Genomic DNA, 18,368 nt, shown 5'->3' with positions numbered 1-18,368 from the left:
ATTGAGCCATTTCCACGATCTATCTCAGACGTTAGCCCAGATCGTCATTCCAGACGTTTGGCAACAGCAAGCCATTCAATATTTGCTAGATGGCAGAAATGTGATTCTCTCAGCACCTACTGGTGCGGGGAAAACGTTAGTCTTTGAAAAGGTCGTCGAAGCCCACAAATTCAGAAAACGCGCCATCTACACCGTGCCGACACGGGCTCTTGCTAACGATAAGTTTTTAGAATGGAAAACCAAAGGCTGGCCAGTTGGGATTATGACGGGAGACATCAGTCTCAATACGAATGCACCTGTGATTGTGGCGACCTTGGAAGCTGTCATGGGCTTGATCACAGGAGAACTCCAAGCCGATCTTCTCGTCATCGATGAATATCAATGGATCAGTGATCCTTATCGCGGCCACCACTACGAGGCCGTTGTCATAGAGCTCCCCATCACAACACAACTTCTCCTCATGAGTGGATCTGTTGGAAATCTCACCGAAATCGCCAACTGGCTTAAAAAAATCGGTAGAGAGTCAGTAATCGTGCGACATACGAACCGTCCTGTTCCGCTTGAAGAAATCGATGGAGAGGCGCTCGCTGCATCTGTTCCGAAAGAAATTCAAGGATTTTGGACACGAGTCGTCGCAGGTGCACTTCGCGAAGATCTCGGCCCAGTTCTCATTTTTGTGCCCCATCGCAAGGAAGCTGAAAAACTTGCGCAACAATTAGCCACACGTCTGCCGCCAGCAGTGCCTTTGGAATTAACACAGGAACAAGATGCGCTTCTGTCGGAGCAGCTTCGTTTCTGGATCAAAGCGCGAATCGGGTGTCACCACAGTGGGTTGAGCTACGCTCAGCGAGCTGGAGTGATCGAGCCTCTGGCGAAAGCGGGACAACTCCGAGCCGTCGTGGCTACACTAGGTCTAAGCTCTGGGATAAACTTCTCACTGCGGTCAGTCCTTATCACCAATACATTCTACAAAGTAGATGGCATAGACCGTGAAATTCCGCCTCACGGCTTGCTCCAAATGATGGGGAGAGCTGGGCGACGCGGATTAGATGAGCGAGGCTACGTGCTAGCCACGCGCTATTCGGCTAAAATGAGTCAAGCGCGTGAGCAATCCTTGCGGCGTTCTCCCCTGCTTCCTTGGCATCTATTCCTTCAGAAGGCTTTTCCTCATGAACGGCTAGATATCAATAAATTGTATCAGCAAGCTGCCTCTTTATTCAACACCACTCCACCGAGGTTGGGACTTGAGAATTTAGCGAATCGAAGTCGTGATGCGTTTCCGTGTGGACAGTTCACAGATACAGGACGTGCGCGACTCGTTCGCCGGAGATATCGGCGTTTCTCCGGCTGTAAGCACTGTTATTTACGTGAAGAATGCGAGGCGACATCGAATGAACCTACAATGGTCTGGCAATGGCAGCGGATTGGATTGATTGATTATGATCTACGATTGACGTTTCGCGGACGAATCGCGCGTTGTTTTGTCGGCCCTGAAGGTTTGGCTATCGCTGCAGCAATCGAAGAAGAGGAGTATCCTATCGATCATCTGGTCATTGATCTAGGTAACCTGTTTGCTGCCGATCGTTTTTGCGAAAGTCAACCTCGATGGACTGGCCGTTTAGCTACCGTCTGCCAATCTAAATACGGTCGTATAACAATTGAAGGCTACCTCATGCTGGGAGTGCCATGGCAATACGGTGTTGGGGCTGCCGAATACATTGAAGAAATGCTCACAGGTCGAAAAATGACCCCCACTTTCAAACAAGAAAATCTTGGTCGGGGCGATGTGGATCGGCTTATTACTGAATGGCACAGCCTTCTGAGGCAAATTCGCCATGCGCCAACTTTTGAAAACAAGCGTTGGCAAGCCCTAAAACAATGGGTGAATCAATATCTTGATTCGCACGAAATTAGAACGATTCCATCCCTTCCTCCATTAACCTCATCACAAAAGCGAATTGTCAGTCACGTATGGCGGTCGGTAAGAATGTAATTATGGACTTAGACGTCATCATTATTGGCGGGGGCAGCGCGGGATACGCCGCGGCTCGCACTGCTGTGTCAGAATTCACAAAACGTGGGGTCAACCCTAAAGGCCGTGTTGCTTTAATAGAAGGAGCTTCGCAACTGGGCGGATTATGCATTTTGCGAGGCTGTATGCCCACTAAAGCACTCCTTGAAAGCAGTCATCGCTACCGGGCCATTCGTGAAGCGGAGAAATTTGGACTGCTAAATCCTTCAGCATCACCAAATGCCGATAGAATCTGGAAAAGAAAAGATGACCTTATACGTGGCTTTGCGGAGCATCGTATCCATCAACTTACACAAGGAGTATTTACCTTCATCCGAGGAAAAGCTTCATTCATTAATTCACATCAACTTCAAGTCGAGAGCACGGATGGCATAAGCCGATTACAAGCTAAGGCGTTTGTTATTGCGACTGGTTCAGAAATTCATTGGCCTTCGATTCCAGGATTACGTGAGGCAGATCCTCTCACGAGTGATGCAGCGTTGGAACGCTCTCACATTCCGCAATCTCTAATCGTCCTCGGAGGAGGAGCCGTGGCGCTTGAATTTGCCCAATTTTATCATGAGCTGGGGACTGAAGTGACCTTGCTTCAACGGAGCGATCAAATTGCTCGTGACTTTGATGTGGACATAGCAGCGGAGTTAGAAGCAGCTCTACAGGCTGATGGAATCAAGGTATGCAAGGGAGTAGAGCTTATCTCGATCGAAAATACTCCTAATGGTAAGAGGGTGACCTTTGAACACCAGAACGCGCGACGAGAATTAATCGCGGAGGAAATTTTTCATGGTCTGGGACGGCAACCTGCAATAAGTGGACTCAACCTAGAAGCCGCATCTATCGAGATGAAAGGCGGTCGAGTGCTCGTCAATGCGCATCAACAAACAAACCAGAGCCACATATTTGCCGCAGGCGATGTAACAGGGGAAGAGAGGGTTGTCCATGTCGCAGTTCGTGCTGGTGAAATTGCTGGGTCAAATGCTGTAGCTGTTGCGCTTGGAGAAAGTGAGAGAGCTAGCATGCCGTGGAAATCTTTGAGTATGGCTGTTATTTTCACTTCACCCGAGCTTGCGCGAGTGGGATTTAGAGAACGAGACCTTATACAAAATAGAGTGCCTTACCTTAAAGCCACTTATCCCTTTAATGATCATGGAAAGTCAATCATTCATGGGGCAGAATACGGGATTGTGAAAATACTCGCAGAGAAAGGCACTGGACGTATCTTGGGCGCGTCAGCTGTGGGGCCTATGGCGTCGGACTTGATTCATGAAATTGTGCCGTGCATTTATTTCGGCGCAACAGCAAAAGATCTCGCTGCCATGCCCCATTATCATCCGACGCTAGCCGAAATCTGGACTTATCCAGCAGAGGAAATCGCTGCTCAATGCCCATAAAACTGAACTCTCTCGAATGCCCAGAGGAGCTAGAACTGGAGCGTGTCTTACGTCTTCCGCGGGCACAAATTCGAGCTCTCAAGAAAATGGGCTTTGAGACACCTCGTGATCTTTTGTTGCATCTTCCCGTTCGATACGAGGATCGCACACAATGGAAATCTTTGTCCGAAGCAGAGGAAGGAGAGGCGTTGACTTATCGAGGCCGGATTAGCTCGGCACGCCTGATGAGATGGAAAGGGGGACGAGAAGTTTTTGAAATATGGATTGCTCAAAAAGCCGTTTTGGATCGCAAAAATGTGCTTCGATGCATGTGGTTTCACATGCCATACCTGGCAAAGATTCTAACGCAGGGGAAGGAAGTTATCGTCTATGGACGTTTAAAGATGGGAAAACAGAGTTGGGTGATGATCCATCCAGATTATGAAGTCCTTTCTGCAGGAGACGAGGAGCATATTCACATAGATCGCTGGACACCGATTTATAGATTGACTGAGGGTATCGGCCAGCGAGGCATGCGCCGCGCTATATGGGATCTGATACAACTCATGCGTTCAGATTCACCATCCGCGAGGATTAGTGTGGATGAAATATACCCGCCACCTACGGACATGCTCAGTCTTAGTGAGGCCTTGTCGCGCGTGCATTTCCCACGAAGCCTAGAGGAAGCCCGTGAGGCGCGTCGGCGATTGGTTTACGACGAGTTTTTCTATTTGCAGTGTCTAGTTGCCAAACGTAAGGCTGCTCGGTTGGCGATTCCGCGTCATCGTCCGCCTGTGAAAAAAAGATTTCTCGACTTGTTTTTGAAAAATTTAGGTTTTCCACTGACTCGAGCACAGTCTCGAGCGATACAGGAAATTCAAGAGGGACTTTCGCGTCCTTCCCCAATGCATCGGCTGCTTCAGGGGGATGTCGGTGCGGGGAAAACAATAGTCGCTACAGCTGCGATGATTCTCGCAGTAGAACGTGGAGAAAATGCAGCGTTGATGGCTCCGACGGAAATTTTGGCTGAGCAACATTACTACAATCTACGTGGCTGGCTTGAGCCACTTGGAATCTCGGTCGGATTGCTCACTGGATCAAAAAAGATTTATCATCAATCACCGCTAGACACGGATGACCTTCTTAAAAATTTATACGGGGAGCACGGTCATATAGTCGTGGGCACACATGCGCTGCTCTATGAGAGCTACGATGCTTCAAATCTCGGAATGATTGTGATCGATGAGCAGCATAAATTCGGGGTTATGCAGCGACTAGCTTTGATTAATAAGGGTTCACAGGCGGATGTGCTTGTCATGTCTGCTACTCCTATTCCTCGCACATTAGCGATGACCGTATATGGTGATTTGGAAGTTTCGATTTTAGACGAATTACCTCCAGGCAGGGGAAAAGTGATCACCGCGGTCCGTTGTGAAGAGGATTTGCCAAAGGTATGGAGCTTTATGAAGAAAGAGCTTGAGAAGGGGCACCAGGCTTACGTCGTATATCCTCTAGTGGAGGAATCCGAAAAGCTCGAGGCAAAGGCAGTCCAATCTCAAGTGGAGGAATTAAGACGAATCCTTTCACCGTATAAGGTTGATCTCATGCATGGGAGATTGTCTGCGGAGGAGAAACAACAAGTCATGCAATCCTTTCGGGAAGGACGCACGCATGTGTTGGTTTCCACGACAGTAATCGAAGTCGGGGTAGACGTTCCGCAAGCTACCATGATGGTAATCGAAAATGCTGAACGTTTTGGGCTCGCTCAACTTCACCAGTTACGTGGGCGTGTTGGCCGTGGAAAAAATCAAAAGTCTTATTGTGTGCTGATCGGCGATCCCGCTCAGGTAGAGGGATGGCGGCGCTTGAAGATACTTGAGGAAACTCATGATGGCTTTCGTGTAGCAGAGGAAGACTTGAAGATCCGTGGTCCTGGGAATGTGCTAGGCACGGAGCAGAGTGGTCTTCCACCACTGGCGATAGGAGATCCTCTCCATGATCTTCATCTGCTTGAGCGGGCGCGTGAACAAGCTGAGTCGGTAATTCATGAGGATCCTGAGCTCGGTCGTTATCCAAAGCTGAAAGCTTACTTGACTAAACTGGAAGGGAGCATACCTCTTCTCAAGGCGATTGCTTGATAAGGGTTTCGTCTTTTCCCTGAGATTTCTTCTCGTCAAAACTTCTTTCGCATTCTTAAGATCATTTTATGTCATGGCGCCTTCCTCAGTCGAATGCGGCTTTATTGATCGTTGATGTTCAAGAAAAACTTTTGGCCGTGATGCCGGAGCCACAGCGGCTTGAGAACCGAATTGTAGCAGCAGCTCATATTGCGCGCTTACTTCAGATACCGATTTTCATTACTGAACAAGTCCCTCAGAAGTTGGGTCCGACAGTTGCTTCGATCAAAGAAGCTGCGGGTGACGCTGCGCAGTTATTTCATAAGACGACCTTTTCTGCTTTTTCGGTGCTTCCCGCGAAGCTTCCCAAATACGTGATTGTGTGCGGTCTTGAGACCCATGTGTGCGTGCGGCAGACGATTTATGATCTGCGTGGTCGAGAGCATATTCCTTATCTTCTGGCCGATGCAGTGGCGTCACGACATCTTATTGATCATGAGGTAGCCTTGCGCGAATTGGCGACGGATCAGATTTTAATCACCACACTTGAGGCTCTGAGCTATGAGCTGTTGGGGAGTGCTGAACATTCAGCTTTCAAAGCTATCCAAGATCATATTAAAAGATTAATTTAAACACTTCTTTAGCCACCGACTATGGAAACTGCTCAAGGCGCTTTGAGTCCGCATATTCCGCAGTTCTCTATTTTTTTAGCCAACAAGCCAGGGCGTCTTCTTGAATTAACTAATTTGCTATCATCGCATCACATTTTGATAGTGGCGCTGACTATATTGGATACTGCTGATTCGGCGATTGTGCGGATAATTGTAAGTGATCCCGAGACGACCCGCGCGATTTTACAGGAACACACACTGCCTTATACGGAGACGCCATTAGTTGCGGTCGAGCTTCCCCATGGGGCGGAGAGCCTTCGAGACGTCTTGCGAGCGCTCTGGCAGGCTGAGTGCAATATCTATTTCACTTATGCTTTTTTGATCACGCCTGATGATAAACCGATCCTCGCGCTACATGTAGAGGATCAGGAGATTGCATGCGATGTGTTGCGGCGCCATCAATTTAGGATTTTGTCGCAAGACGACATCTCGCGCTGAGGTATGCGGTCGTTGATTTTAAGGTGTGTTGGTTTTAAGTTGAGGATATGAGGCTATTTCTTTATCTTCTGCTTCTTATTTTTTGGGCAGGAGGAACTTCTGGAGCAATGGGATGGTTTTCGTTTGGGGGCCAGAAGAAAAAAGCACCTGAGGATGAGAGAATTGAAGCCATTCAAGAGAAACAATCAGGTATTCGAAAGCGTGATGAATACAGAGCTCGAATTCTCTCCCCTTCCGATTTAGCTCGAAGCAAAGATAGTCGCCCGTGGTGGCAGCGATCATGGAAAAAAACTGAAGTAGAGGGAGGTTTCTCGAAGTCCTTTTTGCAAAGCTCAAGGCGAGCACGTGGCTTCGATTCTGAGGCTGTATTTCGAACACGGAATCATCATTGGAATGATAGTTTTTATGAGGATGTGCGTTGGAAAGCTCGTTTCCGTGATGAAAAAAGCGAGCATCCTTGGTCTGAGCGGCAGTTGACATCTGAAAGTGACCGCAAAGCTAGAGGCTTTGACCGATCGCTGCCGCTCAAAGCCTATCAAGGTAAAGAGCTCGCCTTAATTCAACGGGACTTGGAGAGGATTAACGATGCATTTTCGATGACGGGAGAATTTCCTGATCGACCGCTCACTCTAGGAGAAGTCAGAGATTTATTGAATCGAGGAAGAATTCGTGAGGAGACTCAGCAAAGGGCTGAAGAAGAGGTGCGACGTGCTCAGCCTGTGCGTTAGACGTGTGCGATAAACATCGCTAAGCTAGGCTTGCTCCGCGGAGACAGTAAGGATAGGCTGATCATTTACAACATAACGAACTAAGCAGTAACTTTGTGAATAGAGCTATCACGATTCACTCTACGGGGATGTATGTGCCCAAGCGGGTTCTCACTAATCATGATTTAGAGCAGATGGTGGAGACGACGGATGCTTGGATCAGGGAGCGAACGGGTATAAGGGAACGCAGAATCGCGGCTCCGGATGAGACGGCGTCGATGATGGGTGCTGCGGCCGCTCGTCAAGCCTTGGAAAATGGGGGCCTACGAGCAGAGGAGATCGATGCGATTATATGTGCGACATGCACTGCGGATACGGTGTTTCCTTCTACGGCCTGTCATATTCAACGGCTGGTTGGTGCTCATCGAGCTTTTGCGTTTGATATTCAAGCTGCTTGCTCTGGTTTTTTGTATGGGATGGAGGTGGCTCGTGGGTTGATTGAGAGTGGAACGGCAAGGAATGTCTTGCTAGTGGGAGCGGAGAAACTTTCTGGGATTGTGAATTGGAAAGATCGAAATACGTGTGTGCTTTTTGGAGACGGGGCTGGAGCAGCTGTTTTGAAGGAGGGGGAGGGAAGAGGGATAGCGGCTTCGATACTTGGAGCAGATGGGACGCAGAATGAAATTTTGTATCTTAATGGGGCTGTTGTGGCTTCTCCGTTTGGGCCTACTGTAGAGAATGTCCCGACGCCTTGCATAGTGATGGAAGGGCGCGAGGTCTATAAGAAAGCAGTGACAGCGATGAATGAATCCGCTGTGGCATGCCTTGAAAAGGCAGGCGTCAAGGCTGAAGATCTCGCGTGCGTCATTCCTCATCAGGCGAATTTGCGAATTATTGAGTCGGTTGCGCAACGTCTTAAAATCGGGATGGAGCGCGTGTATGTGAATCTAGATCGGTATGGCAATACGTCTGCGGCTTGTATTCCGATCGCGATTCATGAGGCGTCGGCTGAGGGAAGGATTAAGCGAGGTGACTGGGTGTTGCTGGTGGCGTTTGGTGGGGGGCTGACGTGGAGCAGTGTGCTGGTGCAATATTAGCGGTAGAGCCTAGTAGGAAGTCGCGGTAAGTTGTCGGCTGAAATCCAAGCTGGAGAGCCTGACGGATAATGCGGGTGATTTGTTTCTTCAATTGTGGAAACTGGAAATCTTGGGGATGAAGCGCCACACGTAGGATGGGGTGATTGAGGGTGTGTCTGAGGAGAAGGGAGTTCCAAGCTTGGGATGAACTGCGTCGCCAGAGTGATCGGGCGCTCCAGCAGTGGGAATGAGCGAGGATCGGGGAATTGGGGTCATTGAGGCGAATAATTTTGCGTAGGGTTGTGGTGTAAAGAAAACCTAGTCGTTTTAGAATGGGGATACATCGTGGGTGGAGAAGCCAGCCTGGCGCGATGAAACCGTGGGTGGAGAGGCCGATTTTTTGGAGGAGCATCAGACCTTGGTTAAGGCGTTTTTCGGCGAGGGTTTCGTTGAGGTCGCAGAACTCTGCTTCGTTTTGGGTGTAGAGGTGTGTCCAGAAGAAGTTGCGCAGATTGGGGGGTAAGCCGCGACGATCGTGATAGTAGCCGTGGAGGACGATTTCATCTGTGGCTTGTCGAGCTTGGAGGTATTGGATGCATTGTGGGTGGTGATCACAGGGGGTGCGGTGATGGTAGTGTGGGATGACGAGTAGAGAGCAGGTTTTGATGCCGATTTCTTGAAGGAGTTGCCGTTGCTCTTGGATTTTTGGGAGAGAGTGGGGGTGAACGTCGTGAAGGGAAATGATGAGTGAACGTTTCATGATGATGGTTTAGATTTTTCATGGGGTCGGGCAAGGTTGTGGCCGTAGAGGGTGGAGTGGAGGGTGAGGTCTTTGATGACGGTGTAGAGATAGACGGGCTGGGGGTGGAGGTAGCGGTATTTGGTGATTTCGCGTTTGTCTATGACGTGGAAGCCGTAACGCTCGAACATTCTTGGGGTGCGACGGTGGTCGAATGTGACGATTTGGCCGTATACGGATTTTTCTCCGTTTTGCTTGAGGTAGTGGAGGAAAGCATCAATGAGGGCTCGTGTATTTGCGACGTTGCGAGCTTCTGGTAGGAGGTTGATGTGGAAGTGTGGCGTGGCCGGAGGTGTGTAGGGGGTTTCTTTTCGGCCTTTGAAGAGGAGCCAACGGAGGTAGCGGCGTGTGGCGCTGTTGTAGGTGAAGAGGCGTGATAAAATTTTGATGAGATAGATGGGAAGGTGTATGAGATTGTGGATGCGCTGTCTGAAGGGGTGGCGGCAGCCAATTAGATAGCCTTTTACGATGCCATCGACTTCACAGACAAGTGCGCTTTCGGGTTCCCAATCGGTGTAGTAGGCGGTGAGGAAATCTGCGAAGAGTTCGCGATCTTGGAAGACTGGATCGATGGGGTTTCCGAGAAAGCCTGTGTCGGCACATAGTTTGCGGATGTGGGGACGGTCCTCGGGGCGATAGAAGCGGATGTGTAGAGAAGAGGGGCGGGTTGAGGGCATTGTGCTAGAGCTGAGATGAGAGGAAATTTATCAGGTAGCCGACAAGGATGATTGCGAGTGTGACGATAGCGAAAAAGCGTAAGATGAGTCTTAACGTCATGACGCGTCTGAGCATGATTGCCTCGGGAAGGCTTAATGCTGAGATGGCCATCATGAAGGCAAGGGCTGTGCCGAGGGGGACGCCTTTTTGAAATAGCACTGTGGCGACTGGAACTATTGCGGCGCAGCTACCGTAGAGAGGGATGCCAAGAAGCGTGGCGAGGGGGACGTCGAATGGGCGCGCAATTCCTATCCAATTTTGAAGAGTCTCTTCTGGGATATAATTGTGGATGAGAGCGCCTATGCCGACTCCGATGAGGATCCATAGCCATAATTTGTGGAGTATGTTTATGACATCATTCATGGCACGATGGAGGCGCTGAGAGAGGTGGGTGTAGTGTGATGGGGTGTCTGTTGGGGAGCACGAGGTATAGAGAGAGGGGTCGAGTTCGTTTTCTAAACAGGCGCGATGGAGAATGATGCCGCTGCTGATGCCGATGAGAAGGCCAGCTAGGACGTATGTGACGGTGATCCAGAGGCCGAAGTTGGCGATCATGAGCACGACGAGGTATTCGTTGATGATCGGTGATGTGACGAGGAAGGTGAATGCGATGCCGAGTGGGACGTGTGCTTGTAGAAAGCCGATGAATATGGGGATCGAGGAGCAGGAGCAAAATGGCGTGATGGCTCCGAAGAGGGCGGCTGCAAGGTAGCCTAAAACGGAGTGTTGTGAGAGAAATCGACGAAGGTTGTCTTGAGGGAGATAGGTGCGTAGCCAGCCGATGATGAAGATCATGAGGCTTAGGAGTCCTAGGATTTTGAGGCTTTGGTGTATGAAAAATTCAGCGGCGTGGTTGAGTTGGCTTTGTGAGAGAAGGTTGTGGAGGTGGGAAGTTATTTGTCCGATGGGGGAGGAGGCGGGCATGATGTGGGAGAGCTAGAAGGCTGTGGGTTTGATGTTGTGGTAGATGTTGTGGTTGTGTGGGAGTGGGGCGGCGTATCGGGAGGAAGATTGCATGTGCCTCCGCAGCAGCATGGGGAATTTTTGGCCTTGGCGAGGAGTTTAGCGTCGAGCCATTCGAGAAAGCGATTGAAGATAGATTGGATCATAAAAGGAGAGGGGATGTAGTGACGTTAGACGTTGAAGCGGAATTCGATGACGTCGCCATCTTGCACTATGTAATCTTTGCCTTCAATGCGTAGTTTACCTGCTTCTCTGGCTTTAGCGAAGGATCCGCAGGAGATGAGGTCGTCGTAGTGGACGGTTTCTGCTGCGATGAATCCGCGCTCGAAATCGGAGTGGATGACTCCGGCGGCGCGGGGTGCTTTGTCGCCTGCGTGGATGGTCCAGGCGCGGGTTTCTTTTTCTCCTGTTGTGAAGTAGGTGCGGAGGCCGAGGAGGGTGTAGATGGAGCGGATGAGGTTGCCGCATCCGGATTCTGGGACGCCAAGGGCAGCGAGGTAGTCGCGTTGTTCTTCTTCGGGGAGGTCGATGAGGTCGCTTTCGATTTGGGCTGAGATGACGACGGTGGAGGCTTGGTGGGAGTGGCGGACGTGGTTTTTTACGGCTTGGACGTGAGGGTTGTGGTCGGCTTGAGCGAGGTCGGATTCTGCGACGTTGCAGGCGAAGAGTGTGGGTTTAGCGGTGAGGAGGAAGAGGTTTTTGATGATGTTTTTTTCTTCATGGGATAGGGGGAGGGTGATGGCGGGGAGGCCTTGGTTGAGGTGTGCGAGGAGTTTTTCGAGGAGGGGTTGCTCGGCTTTAGCCTCGGGGTCGCCGGAGCGGTATTTTTTTTGGTTTCGCTCGATGCGTTTTTGGACACTGGCGAGATCGGCTAGGATGAGCTCTGTGGTGATGGTTTCGATGTCGCGGATGGGGTCTATGTTGCCGGAGACGTGATGGATGTTGTCGTCGGTGAAGCATCGGACGACGTGGACGATGGCGTCGACTTCTCGGATGTGGGAGAGGAATTGGTTGCCGAGGCCTTCGCCTTGGCTTGCGCCGCGGACTAGGCCGGCGATGTCTACGATTTCGATGATGGCGGGTGTGGTTTTGGCGGAGCGGCTGAGGGCGGAGAGTTTTTGGAGGCGTGGGTCTGGGACGGTGACGATGCCGGTGTTGGGGTCTATGGTGCAAAAGGGGTAGTTGGCTGCTTGGGCTTTGCGTGAGCGGGTGAGGGCGTTGAAGAGGGTGCTTTTGCCGACGTTGGGGAGGCCGACGATGCCTGCGCGTAGCATAGGGGGAATGTGTTTATGGGAGGTGAGGGGAAATAGCAAGTGATTGTGTGGCGGTGAGGGAAGGGTGTGTGGGGTGTGTGTTTTTCTTTGGAAGGAGGTGGGGATGTGTTTTAATTGTGTGTGAGGTTGGATCGGAGCTAGGTGTATGAAGTTGGAGATTACGCATACGACGGAGTATGAATACTCGGCGCCGGCGATAGAGTCGGTGAGTGAGTTGAGGGTGTGTCCGCGAAATACTGCGCGGCAGCGGTTGTTAGCGCATCATACGGAGGTGCAGCCGCAGATGCCGCTTGAGGTGTATGAGGATTGCTACGGGAATCGGGTGCAGACACTTTCGGTGCCGGTGAAGCATACGCGGTTGTGTGTGACGGCGCGGAGTGTGGTGGAGACGGAGGGGGCCTCGATGTATCTTGAGGCGTCGGATATGAGTGTGAGTGAGGCGGTGCATTATTTTATTAGTAGGGAGTGGGAGTTGTATGATTTTTTGATGGAGAGCAGGTTGTGTCGTTTTTCTGCGGAGGTGGATGAGATTGCGGCGAGGATGTTTCCTTCGATGGGGAGTTTTGGTGAGGCGGTGTTGGGGCTGAATGAATGGATTTATCGGGAGTTCGAGTATCGGCCGGGGGTGACGACTGTGAGCACGCCGGTGGAGGAGGTGTTGAGGATGCGGCGTGGGGTGTGCCAGGATTTTGCGCATGTGATGATTAGTATTTTGAGGGCTACGGGGATACCCGCGCGTTATGTGAGTGGGTATATTGAGAGTGGCCATGGGTCTGGGGATGGAGGTCGCGGTGGGAGGGCTATTTTGCGGGGAGCAGAGGCGAGTCATGCTTGGGTGGAAGTGTTTACGCCGTTGGGAGAGTGGGTGGGGCTGGATCCGACGAATAATTGCAAGGAGGGTGAGCAGCATGTGCAGGTAGCTGTAGGGAGAGATTACGAGGATGTGCCGCCGTTGAGGGGAGTGTTTAAGGGGTCGGAGAAGCAGCAGTTGAGTGTGTTGGTGACGGTTTCGCGTGTGAGGAGTGAGGAGAGTGTGGACTAGGTATTTGGTTTATGGTTTTTGTAATTAGGCATAGGACGTGCTACCGGTATAGTGAGAAGGTGCGATTTGGGGTGCATCGGCTGATGTTGCGACCGAGGGAGGAGGTGGGGGTGCGGGTGTTGGATTTTGATTTGATTCTCGATCCGAATGGTGAAGTGCGGTGGGGAACTGATGTGTTTGGGAATTGGATTGGTTGGGTGGAATATGGGGTCGAAGGGGAGAAATTGGAATTTATTAGTGTTTCTAGGGTGCGAGTGGATGAAGTGGGGGCGAGACAGCGGAGGGAGGGGGTAGGGTTGTTCCCATTCGTCTATGATGTGCAAGAGCATAGGGATCTGCAGCCATACATTGATGCTGCATACCCTGAGGAACGAATTTTTTTGAGACAATGGATGAAGGGGCTATGGAGACCGATGGAAGAGACTAAGACGGTGGATTTATTGATGCGGATCAAAGATAAAGTGCATCAGTCTTTTTCTTATCAACGTCGAGAAGAGATGGGGGTGCAAAGTCCCAAGGAAACTCTGGATAAAGGGAGTGGGTCATGTCGGGATTTTGCTGTTTTTCTAATGGAGGCGTATCGTTTTTTGGGGTTAGCGGCACGATTTGTAAGCGGGTATGCTATTCCGAAAGCAGTTGTAAAACAAGCGGGGATGAGCACGCATGCTTGGGTCGAGGTTTATCTTCCAGACGAGGGATGGATAGGGGTGGATCCGACCGTTCGGGATGAGAGAGAGTATTATCACGTGACGCTTGCAACAACTCGAAATGCTTCACAGGCAGCAACAATAAAGGGGGCGTTTGCCGGAAAGGGCGAAGCGTTTTTGGGTATGGATGTAGACGTCTCGTTTGAAAGGGTATGTTAATCTAATCTGATTGGTTCCAATATGAAGCGGTGGAGTATTTTTTTTATTCCTTTTGTGTTTGTTGCATAGTATGGGACAAAAATTCATTCATACATTTTATTTTTATGGGTAAGGGGTCGGATTAAAGTAAGGGGGTGCATGTTTGCTTAGAAGAGCAAAAGTTCTTTATTGACGAATTGGGCTTTTGGACTAATTATCAGATAAGCTAATAGTTGGAATTATTATGAAGACGACGAGACGTTATCAATCATGGAACGAGCAGCGGGTAATCGATGAAATCAAAGCATGGCATGCAAAGGGTAACCCCCTCTATTCACATTTTATGCGGAAAAATTATCAGGAGCTTTTAGCAGCTGGCATTCGATATTTCGGAAACTGGAAGCAGGCTGTCGAGGCTGCAGGGATAGAATACAAGCAGGTGCGGCGTTATAACCATTGGACGAAAGAAGCGATAGTGCAGACGCTGCAGAGGTTGTATGCTGATGGGGTTGATTTGTCGTTTCGCTCGATGATGCTGACAGGATATGCTTCGATGGTGTATGCGGCTATTCGAAAAACATATTTTGGATCTTGGAAAAATGCGTTGGAGGCAGCGGGGCTACCTGCTGAGGAAATTTATCGTTATCGCTCATGGGATAACGAAACAATTATTAAAGAGATTCGCCGACTCCATGCCCTGGGCCATGACCTAAGTTCTAAGAACATGGACCTCACTCATAACAGCTTGATCGCAACAGCAAGACGGCGTTTTGGTGGGTGGGAAAATGCGTTAAAAGCTGCTGGCATTGACTATGAGCAAGTTCGAAAACGCAAGCGCTGGACGCGGGAAAGCATTGTTGAAGGATTGCGTCAGCTAAAATTGGAAGGTGTGCCTTTGATTAGCACAGAAGTAGCAAAACGTAACCCGAGTCTCTTTGCTGCAGCTTGTAAGAAGAAGTTTTTCGGGACTTGGCTGGGTTCAGTGCAGGCAGTTGAAAAATCACTCTCGGCCTAGCTTTTAGGTTACTTGGTCGCCAAATAAATCATTCTGATTGTGTTTTTTTCGAATCTCTGAAGGTTTTCTGTAGTTTTGATCTGAAGAATCTGCGCACTGAATCTCCTTAAATTCCCATTTTTCGAAAAGCTTTCTTTGCTTTTCCTTATCTGGGAGGATTTTTAACTTATTCACACTCAGAGGTAGTGGGATATTAGACTGCAGGAGCACCATTTGATAATTTTTCTTAACCTGATCCCAAGCAGCGGCTAACGCCGACCTTTGGGATTCTGTCCCGATTTCCATTAAATGCTGGTCTATGTTATCGAGTGTGCGATATTTTTGGATCCATGCGGCGGCAGTTTTAGGCCCTACCCCTGTTACGCCAGGTATATTGTCCGAGGTATCCCCTGTAAGAGCGAGTAAAACTGGTAGCAATTCCGGAGTCACCCCCCATTTTTCAATAACGTCCTGTGGGCCTTGAAGCCGAAAATCGCGTTTCTGTGGTGTATAGATAAAAATGGAATTAGATACTATCTGAAAGAGGTCTTTGTCGTTGGTAGCAATGATAACCTGCTTTCCTTCTGTAGCCGCCGCCCGTGCATAGCTAGCTATTAAATCATCAGCTTCGACGCCTTCCAAGCACACGCTTAGAATCCCAAAAGCAGAAGCTAAATCGACCAACTCGTCCATCTGCTCCCGCAATTCCCTGGGCATATCTAACCTATTCGCTTTATATTGTGACACTAATGCCACTCGCTCTGCAGCAAGTCCTCCATCCCAAATCACAATACCATATACGGGCCTAAGCTCTTCAAGCATCCTTTGAAGAGCTTTTGCAAAACCAAATATCGCATTCGTGGGCTTACCCTTAGAATTCTTCAGCCCAGGGATTGCAAAGTAAGAACGGTAAGCGTAATAATGACCATCAACTATCAAAAAACGTTCCCCTCTGCCTTCGGAGCATTCCATTCCTTTTTCAACGCCCAACCACTGCAATCTCAACTCTGCGATTTTTCGCCCATGCAGTTTCGTTGCTGCCGCTTACTGCAGGCCTTTCTTCACCGTATGAAATCGTAGAAATATCCCCAGGATTAAGCCCTAGACCTACAAGATATTCTCGCACAGACAATGCTCTGCGCTCCCCCAGACCCCGGTTGTATTCGAATGTGCCTCTTTCATCACAATGTCCTGCCAAAAGCAAACGATAGCCTGATACCTTAGTCTCTCTGGCAACTTCCTCAAGCTTACCTCTTTCTGAAGCACGGATTCCAGTTGAGTCAAATTCAAAATAAATCGTTTGATTTTTGAAAATTGAATAATTCGCATCTCGCAGAGCCGCGCCCGATGGTCGGTCAGCCGCAGGCATGTCATTGATATTCTCGGACCCATAATAGGGATTACCCAAATTATCGGTCTCAGGAAGACTCTCACCATACATTCCCCCGTCGTAATTTGCTCCCCCAAAACGCTTAGAGCTTGGAGAACAAGCGCTTATCAAACTAACGACTGCTATCAAACACAATACCTTCACAAATTCCTCTTTCATGATGCTCAACTCCTTCCTGGATTCAAAGACTTACCTCGACACTGCAGGCTCCGTGCATTTTGTCAAGCCAACATCAATCCGTTGAGTTTGTTTCGTCTCGGTATCCAATATATAGAGCTGCCCTCCCCTGCTGAAAACTAAATGACGCGAATTTCTCGTCCATGATGGAGACTCCCCGACGCACATAACTGCCGTCTGGGCGCCATCTATTTCGTAAACCGCTATACTAAAAACCCCACCCTGCCTCACAGTAAACGCTATTCGCTTCCCATCCGGCGACCAATCTGGCTCCGTATTATAACTATATCCCGTTACCAACCTCTGCACACCCCCACCACCTAAATTCATAATATAAAGTTGCGGCGTTCCGCGGTCGTCCGAGCTAAAGACAATTCTCCGCCCATCCGGCGACCAACGAGGGGAAGTCTCGGTCCCACGCGTCCGCGTCAATCTCTGCTCCCCACCGCCGCCAACATTCATAACATAAATCTCCGGATTCCCATCCCGACTCAACGTCAACGCCAACCGCCAACCATCCGGAGAAAACGCAGCTCCGCTATTCAATCCATTAAAATAAGCCACCCTTGTCCGTTGCATAGTATCCAGATTCACCACATACACATCTGGATAACCCAACCGATACGACGTGTAAGCAATTCGCCTACCATCTGGTGACCACGCAGGAGCATTACTGATCGACCGATCATTCGTCAACCTCCTCGCTCTACCCCCATCGATCGCCGCCACACACAGCTCCTTGAAACCCGTATCCGCTGAGATAAAGGCAATCTCTGATCCCATAAATCCCTTCACCCCAGTAATCGCCTCCAGCACATCATCCGCAAATCGTCCCGCACCAATCGTAAGGCCCCCAGGATAACTCCTCGAAAACATCCTCCTTCCCGTCACCCGATCCTCCAGCGTCCCCTCCACCCGTTCCTCTACCAACCTCCCACTGATCCCATACCGCGTCTCCTCAGAGCGAGTCGGCGTCAACATCATTGTCGTCCGCAACAACCGCACCATCCTTGCCTGCAACCCTCCCGCCTCGCTCACCCCACTCACATCCACAGAAATCTTCCCACTCCCCACCACGTCCACTTGTCCCATCACCTCCGGCAGACCCCATGCCAAGCCAAGCCCAACCAAAATCCCCAGCACCGATTCACGCCAAATCTTCATCCTGAAAAAAATCATACCTGCCTTCTAAAACGTTTTTTGATAAATGCAACCTCTCCCTCTATAATACCCTCAGCCTCCCCCCTCCACACCATGGATACCCTCACCCACACCACCCTCGGTGCCTGCCTTTCCCATGCCCTCCTGGGAAAACGCATCGGCCGCCGAGCCCTCCTCTACGGCGCGATCGTCGGCAACATCCCAGACCTCGACATCCTCGCCAACCCCTGGCTCGACCCCCTCCAGCGCCTCCAATCGCATCGCGGCCTCTCACACAGTCTTCCTGTTCTTGCCGCAGCTTCGCCCCCTCTAGCCTTTCTACTGAAGAAACTCGACCCCACCACCCGTCCAATCCCTTCAACCCTACTCACCCTTACCCTCTTCCTCATCCTCGCAACTCACGCCCTCCTCGACGCCTGCACGGTCTATGGCACCCTCCTCCTCGCACCCTTTTCCAACCACCGATTCAGTTGGAACCTCATCTTTATCATCGACCCCATCTTCACGCTTCCTCTCCTTGCAGCCTCTATTTTAGCCCTTTGGCCTGCACCACTTAAAAAAATAGTTTCCCTTGCACCCAAAATAGCCCTCCTCATCA

At 50.2% G+C, this 18,368-nt stretch carries 19 protein-coding genes; 11 read left to right on the top strand and 8 right to left on the bottom strand.

Features of this window, described 5'->3' with window-relative positions; translation table 11 throughout:
* Position 1 precedes the first annotated feature (1 nt).
* The 7 genes from NZM04_09015 (at position 2) to NZM04_08985 (ending at position 8,429) form a co-directional block, all read left to right on the top strand.
* The gene (locus tag NZM04_09015; GenBank protein ID MCS7064163.1) at positions 2-1,993 is read left to right on the top strand and encodes a DEAD/DEAH box helicase; all 1,992 of its coding nucleotides are present in this window, start codon (positions 2-4) and stop codon (positions 1,991-1,993) included.
* A 2-nt stretch (positions 1,994-1,995) separates the two neighbouring features.
* On the top strand, positions 1,996-3,420 hold the full coding sequence (locus tag NZM04_09010) for an FAD-dependent oxidoreductase (GenBank protein MCS7064162.1): 1,425 nt from the start codon (positions 1,996-1,998) through the stop codon (positions 3,418-3,420).
* The gene (gene recG, locus NZM04_09005) at positions 3,411-5,537 is read left to right on the top strand and encodes an ATP-dependent DNA helicase RecG (protein ID MCS7064161.1); all 2,127 of its coding nucleotides are present in this window, start codon (positions 3,411-3,413) and stop codon (positions 5,535-5,537) included. The genes NZM04_09010 and recG overlap by 10 nt, the downstream gene beginning before the upstream one ends.
* Positions 5,538-5,605: 68 nt before the next feature.
* Complete coding sequence (locus NZM04_09000; protein MCS7064160.1) at positions 5,606-6,148, top strand: isochorismatase family protein; 543 nt, start codon at positions 5,606-5,608, stop codon at positions 6,146-6,148.
* Between the two features lie 21 nt (positions 6,149-6,169).
* On the top strand, positions 6,170-6,625 hold the full coding sequence (locus NZM04_08995; protein ID MCS7064159.1) for an acetolactate synthase: 456 nt from the start codon (positions 6,170-6,172) through the stop codon (positions 6,623-6,625).
* Positions 6,626-6,672: 47 nt separating this feature from the next.
* Positions 6,673-7,353, top strand: a complete 681-nt coding sequence (locus NZM04_08990; GenBank protein ID MCS7064158.1) for a hypothetical protein — start codon at positions 6,673-6,675, stop codon at positions 7,351-7,353.
* A 95-nt stretch (positions 7,354-7,448) separates the two neighbouring features.
* Complete coding sequence (locus tag NZM04_08985; protein MCS7064157.1) at positions 7,449-8,429, top strand: ketoacyl-ACP synthase III; 981 nt, start codon at positions 7,449-7,451, stop codon at positions 8,427-8,429.
* Here NZM04_08985 and NZM04_08980 read toward each other — a convergent pair.
* From NZM04_08980 to ychF, 5 genes are read right to left on the bottom strand one after another with little or no spacing between them, the layout of a single operon-like run.
* Positions 8,353-9,168: a polysaccharide deacetylase family protein gene (locus NZM04_08980; protein ID MCS7064156.1), complete on the bottom strand. Its 816-nt coding sequence runs from the start codon at positions 9,166-9,168 to the stop codon at positions 8,353-8,355. The two genes, NZM04_08985 and NZM04_08980, sit on opposite strands and share 77 nt — an antisense overlap.
* On the bottom strand, positions 9,165-9,884 hold the full coding sequence (locus NZM04_08975; protein MCS7064155.1) for a GNAT family acetyltransferase: 720 nt from the start codon (positions 9,882-9,884) through the stop codon (positions 9,165-9,167). Before NZM04_08975 ends, NZM04_08980 begins: the two co-directional genes overlap by 4 nt.
* A 4-nt stretch (positions 9,885-9,888) precedes the next feature.
* Positions 9,889-10,848 carry a permease gene (locus tag NZM04_08970; GenBank protein ID MCS7064154.1) on the bottom strand — a complete coding sequence of 320 codons (960 nt, stop codon included), beginning with the start codon at positions 10,846-10,848 and terminating at the stop codon, positions 9,889-9,891.
* A complete protein-coding gene (locus NZM04_08965) occupies positions 10,818-11,033 on the bottom strand; it encodes a hypothetical protein (protein MCS7064153.1) in 216 nt (71 codons plus the stop codon). The genes NZM04_08970 and NZM04_08965 overlap by 31 nt, the downstream gene beginning before the upstream one ends.
* Before the next feature lie 24 nt (positions 11,034-11,057).
* On the bottom strand, positions 11,058-12,161 hold the full coding sequence (gene ychF, locus NZM04_08960; GenBank protein ID MCS7064152.1) for a redox-regulated ATPase YchF: 1,104 nt from the start codon (positions 12,159-12,161) through the stop codon (positions 11,058-11,060).
* Positions 12,162-12,306: 145 nt separating this feature from the next.
* On the opposite strand from ychF, the gene NZM04_08955 reads away from it, so the two are divergent.
* The 3 genes from NZM04_08955 to NZM04_08945 all read left to right on the top strand — a co-directional run bounded on the left by NZM04_08955 (position 12,307) and on the right by NZM04_08945 (position 15,063).
* Positions 12,307-13,203 carry a transglutaminase family protein gene (locus tag NZM04_08955; GenBank protein ID MCS7064151.1) on the top strand — a complete coding sequence of 299 codons (897 nt, stop codon included), beginning with the start codon at positions 12,307-12,309 and terminating at the stop codon, positions 13,201-13,203.
* Between the two features lie 11 nt (positions 13,204-13,214).
* Complete coding sequence (locus NZM04_08950) at positions 13,215-14,069, top strand: transglutaminase family protein (GenBank protein ID MCS7064150.1); 855 nt, start codon at positions 13,215-13,217, stop codon at positions 14,067-14,069.
* A gap of 223 nt (positions 14,070-14,292) precedes the next feature.
* Entirely contained in the window at positions 14,293-15,063 is a 771-nt protein-coding gene (locus tag NZM04_08945; GenBank protein ID MCS7064149.1) for a hypothetical protein, read from the top strand.
* A 3-nt stretch (positions 15,064-15,066) separates the two neighbouring features.
* Here the strand turns inward: NZM04_08945 and NZM04_08940 are convergent, their stop codons facing one another.
* From NZM04_08940 to NZM04_08930, 3 genes are read right to left on the bottom strand one after another with little or no spacing between them, the layout of a single operon-like run.
* The gene (locus NZM04_08940) at positions 15,067-16,047 is read right to left on the bottom strand and encodes a flap endonuclease (GenBank protein MCS7064148.1); all 981 of its coding nucleotides are present in this window, start codon (positions 16,045-16,047) and stop codon (positions 15,067-15,069) included.
* On the bottom strand, positions 16,022-16,591 hold the full coding sequence (locus NZM04_08935; GenBank protein MCS7064147.1) for an OmpA family protein: 570 nt from the start codon (positions 16,589-16,591) through the stop codon (positions 16,022-16,024). The genes NZM04_08940 and NZM04_08935 overlap by 26 nt, the downstream gene beginning before the upstream one ends.
* Before the next feature lie 30 nt (positions 16,592-16,621).
* Positions 16,622-17,788: a biopolymer transporter Tol gene (locus NZM04_08930; GenBank protein MCS7064146.1), complete on the bottom strand. Its 1,167-nt coding sequence runs from the start codon at positions 17,786-17,788 to the stop codon at positions 16,622-16,624.
* Positions 17,789-17,863: 75 nt separating this feature from the next.
* On the opposite strand from NZM04_08930, the gene NZM04_08925 reads away from it, so the two are divergent.
* On the top strand, positions 17,864-18,368 hold a 505-nt coding region (locus NZM04_08925), incomplete at its 3' end, for a metal-dependent hydrolase (protein ID MCS7064145.1).

It is taken from the genome of Candidatus Methylacidiphilales bacterium, assembly GCA_025056655.1.
Taxonomy (GTDB): Bacteria; Verrucomicrobiota; Verrucomicrobiia; order Methylacidiphilales; family JANWVL01; genus JANWVL01.
The sequence above is the reverse complement of the archived record's forward strand: the minus strand, read 5'-3'. Positions and strand labels throughout refer to the sequence as shown.

Excerpts from the sequence above, each read along its gene's own strand:
- NZM04_08930 (MCS7064146.1), bottom strand. The coding sequence starts at position 17,788 with ATGATTTTTTTCAGGATGAAGATTTGGCGTGAATCGGTGCTGGGGATT.
- NZM04_08970 (MCS7064154.1), bottom strand. The coding sequence starts at position 10,848 with ATGCCCGCCTCCTCCCCCATCGGACAAATAACTTCCCACCTCCACAAC.
- ychF (MCS7064152.1), bottom strand. The coding sequence starts at position 12,161 with ATGCTACGCGCAGGCATCGTCGGCCTCCCCAACGTCGGCAAAAGCACC.
- NZM04_08955 (MCS7064151.1), top strand. The coding sequence starts at position 12,307 with ATGAAGTTGGAGATTACGCATACGACGGAGTATGAATACTCGGCGCCG.
- NZM04_08965 (MCS7064153.1), bottom strand. The coding sequence starts at position 11,033 with ATGATCCAATCTATCTTCAATCGCTTTCTCGAATGGCTCGACGCTAAA.
- NZM04_09010 (MCS7064162.1), top strand. The coding sequence starts at position 1,996 with ATGGACTTAGACGTCATCATTATTGGCGGGGGCAGCGCGGGATACGCC.
- NZM04_08935 (MCS7064147.1), bottom strand. The coding sequence starts at position 16,591 with ATGAAAGAGGAATTTGTGAAGGTATTGTGTTTGATAGCAGTCGTTAGT.
- NZM04_08990 (MCS7064158.1), top strand. The coding sequence starts at position 6,673 with ATGAGGCTATTTCTTTATCTTCTGCTTCTTATTTTTTGGGCAGGAGGA.
- NZM04_08980 (MCS7064156.1), bottom strand. The coding sequence starts at position 9,168 with ATGAAACGTTCACTCATCATTTCCCTTCACGACGTTCACCCCCACTCT.
- recG (MCS7064161.1), top strand. The coding sequence starts at position 3,411 with ATGCCCATAAAACTGAACTCTCTCGAATGCCCAGAGGAGCTAGAACTG.
- NZM04_09000 (MCS7064160.1), top strand. The coding sequence starts at position 5,606 with ATGTCATGGCGCCTTCCTCAGTCGAATGCGGCTTTATTGATCGTTGAT.
- NZM04_08995 (MCS7064159.1), top strand. The coding sequence starts at position 6,170 with ATGGAAACTGCTCAAGGCGCTTTGAGTCCGCATATTCCGCAGTTCTCT.
- NZM04_08950 (MCS7064150.1), top strand. The coding sequence starts at position 13,215 with ATGGTTTTTGTAATTAGGCATAGGACGTGCTACCGGTATAGTGAGAAG.
- NZM04_08975 (MCS7064155.1), bottom strand. The coding sequence starts at position 9,884 with ATGCCCTCAACCCGCCCCTCTTCTCTACACATCCGCTTCTATCGCCCC.
- NZM04_08945 (MCS7064149.1), top strand. The coding sequence starts at position 14,293 with ATGAAGACGACGAGACGTTATCAATCATGGAACGAGCAGCGGGTAATC.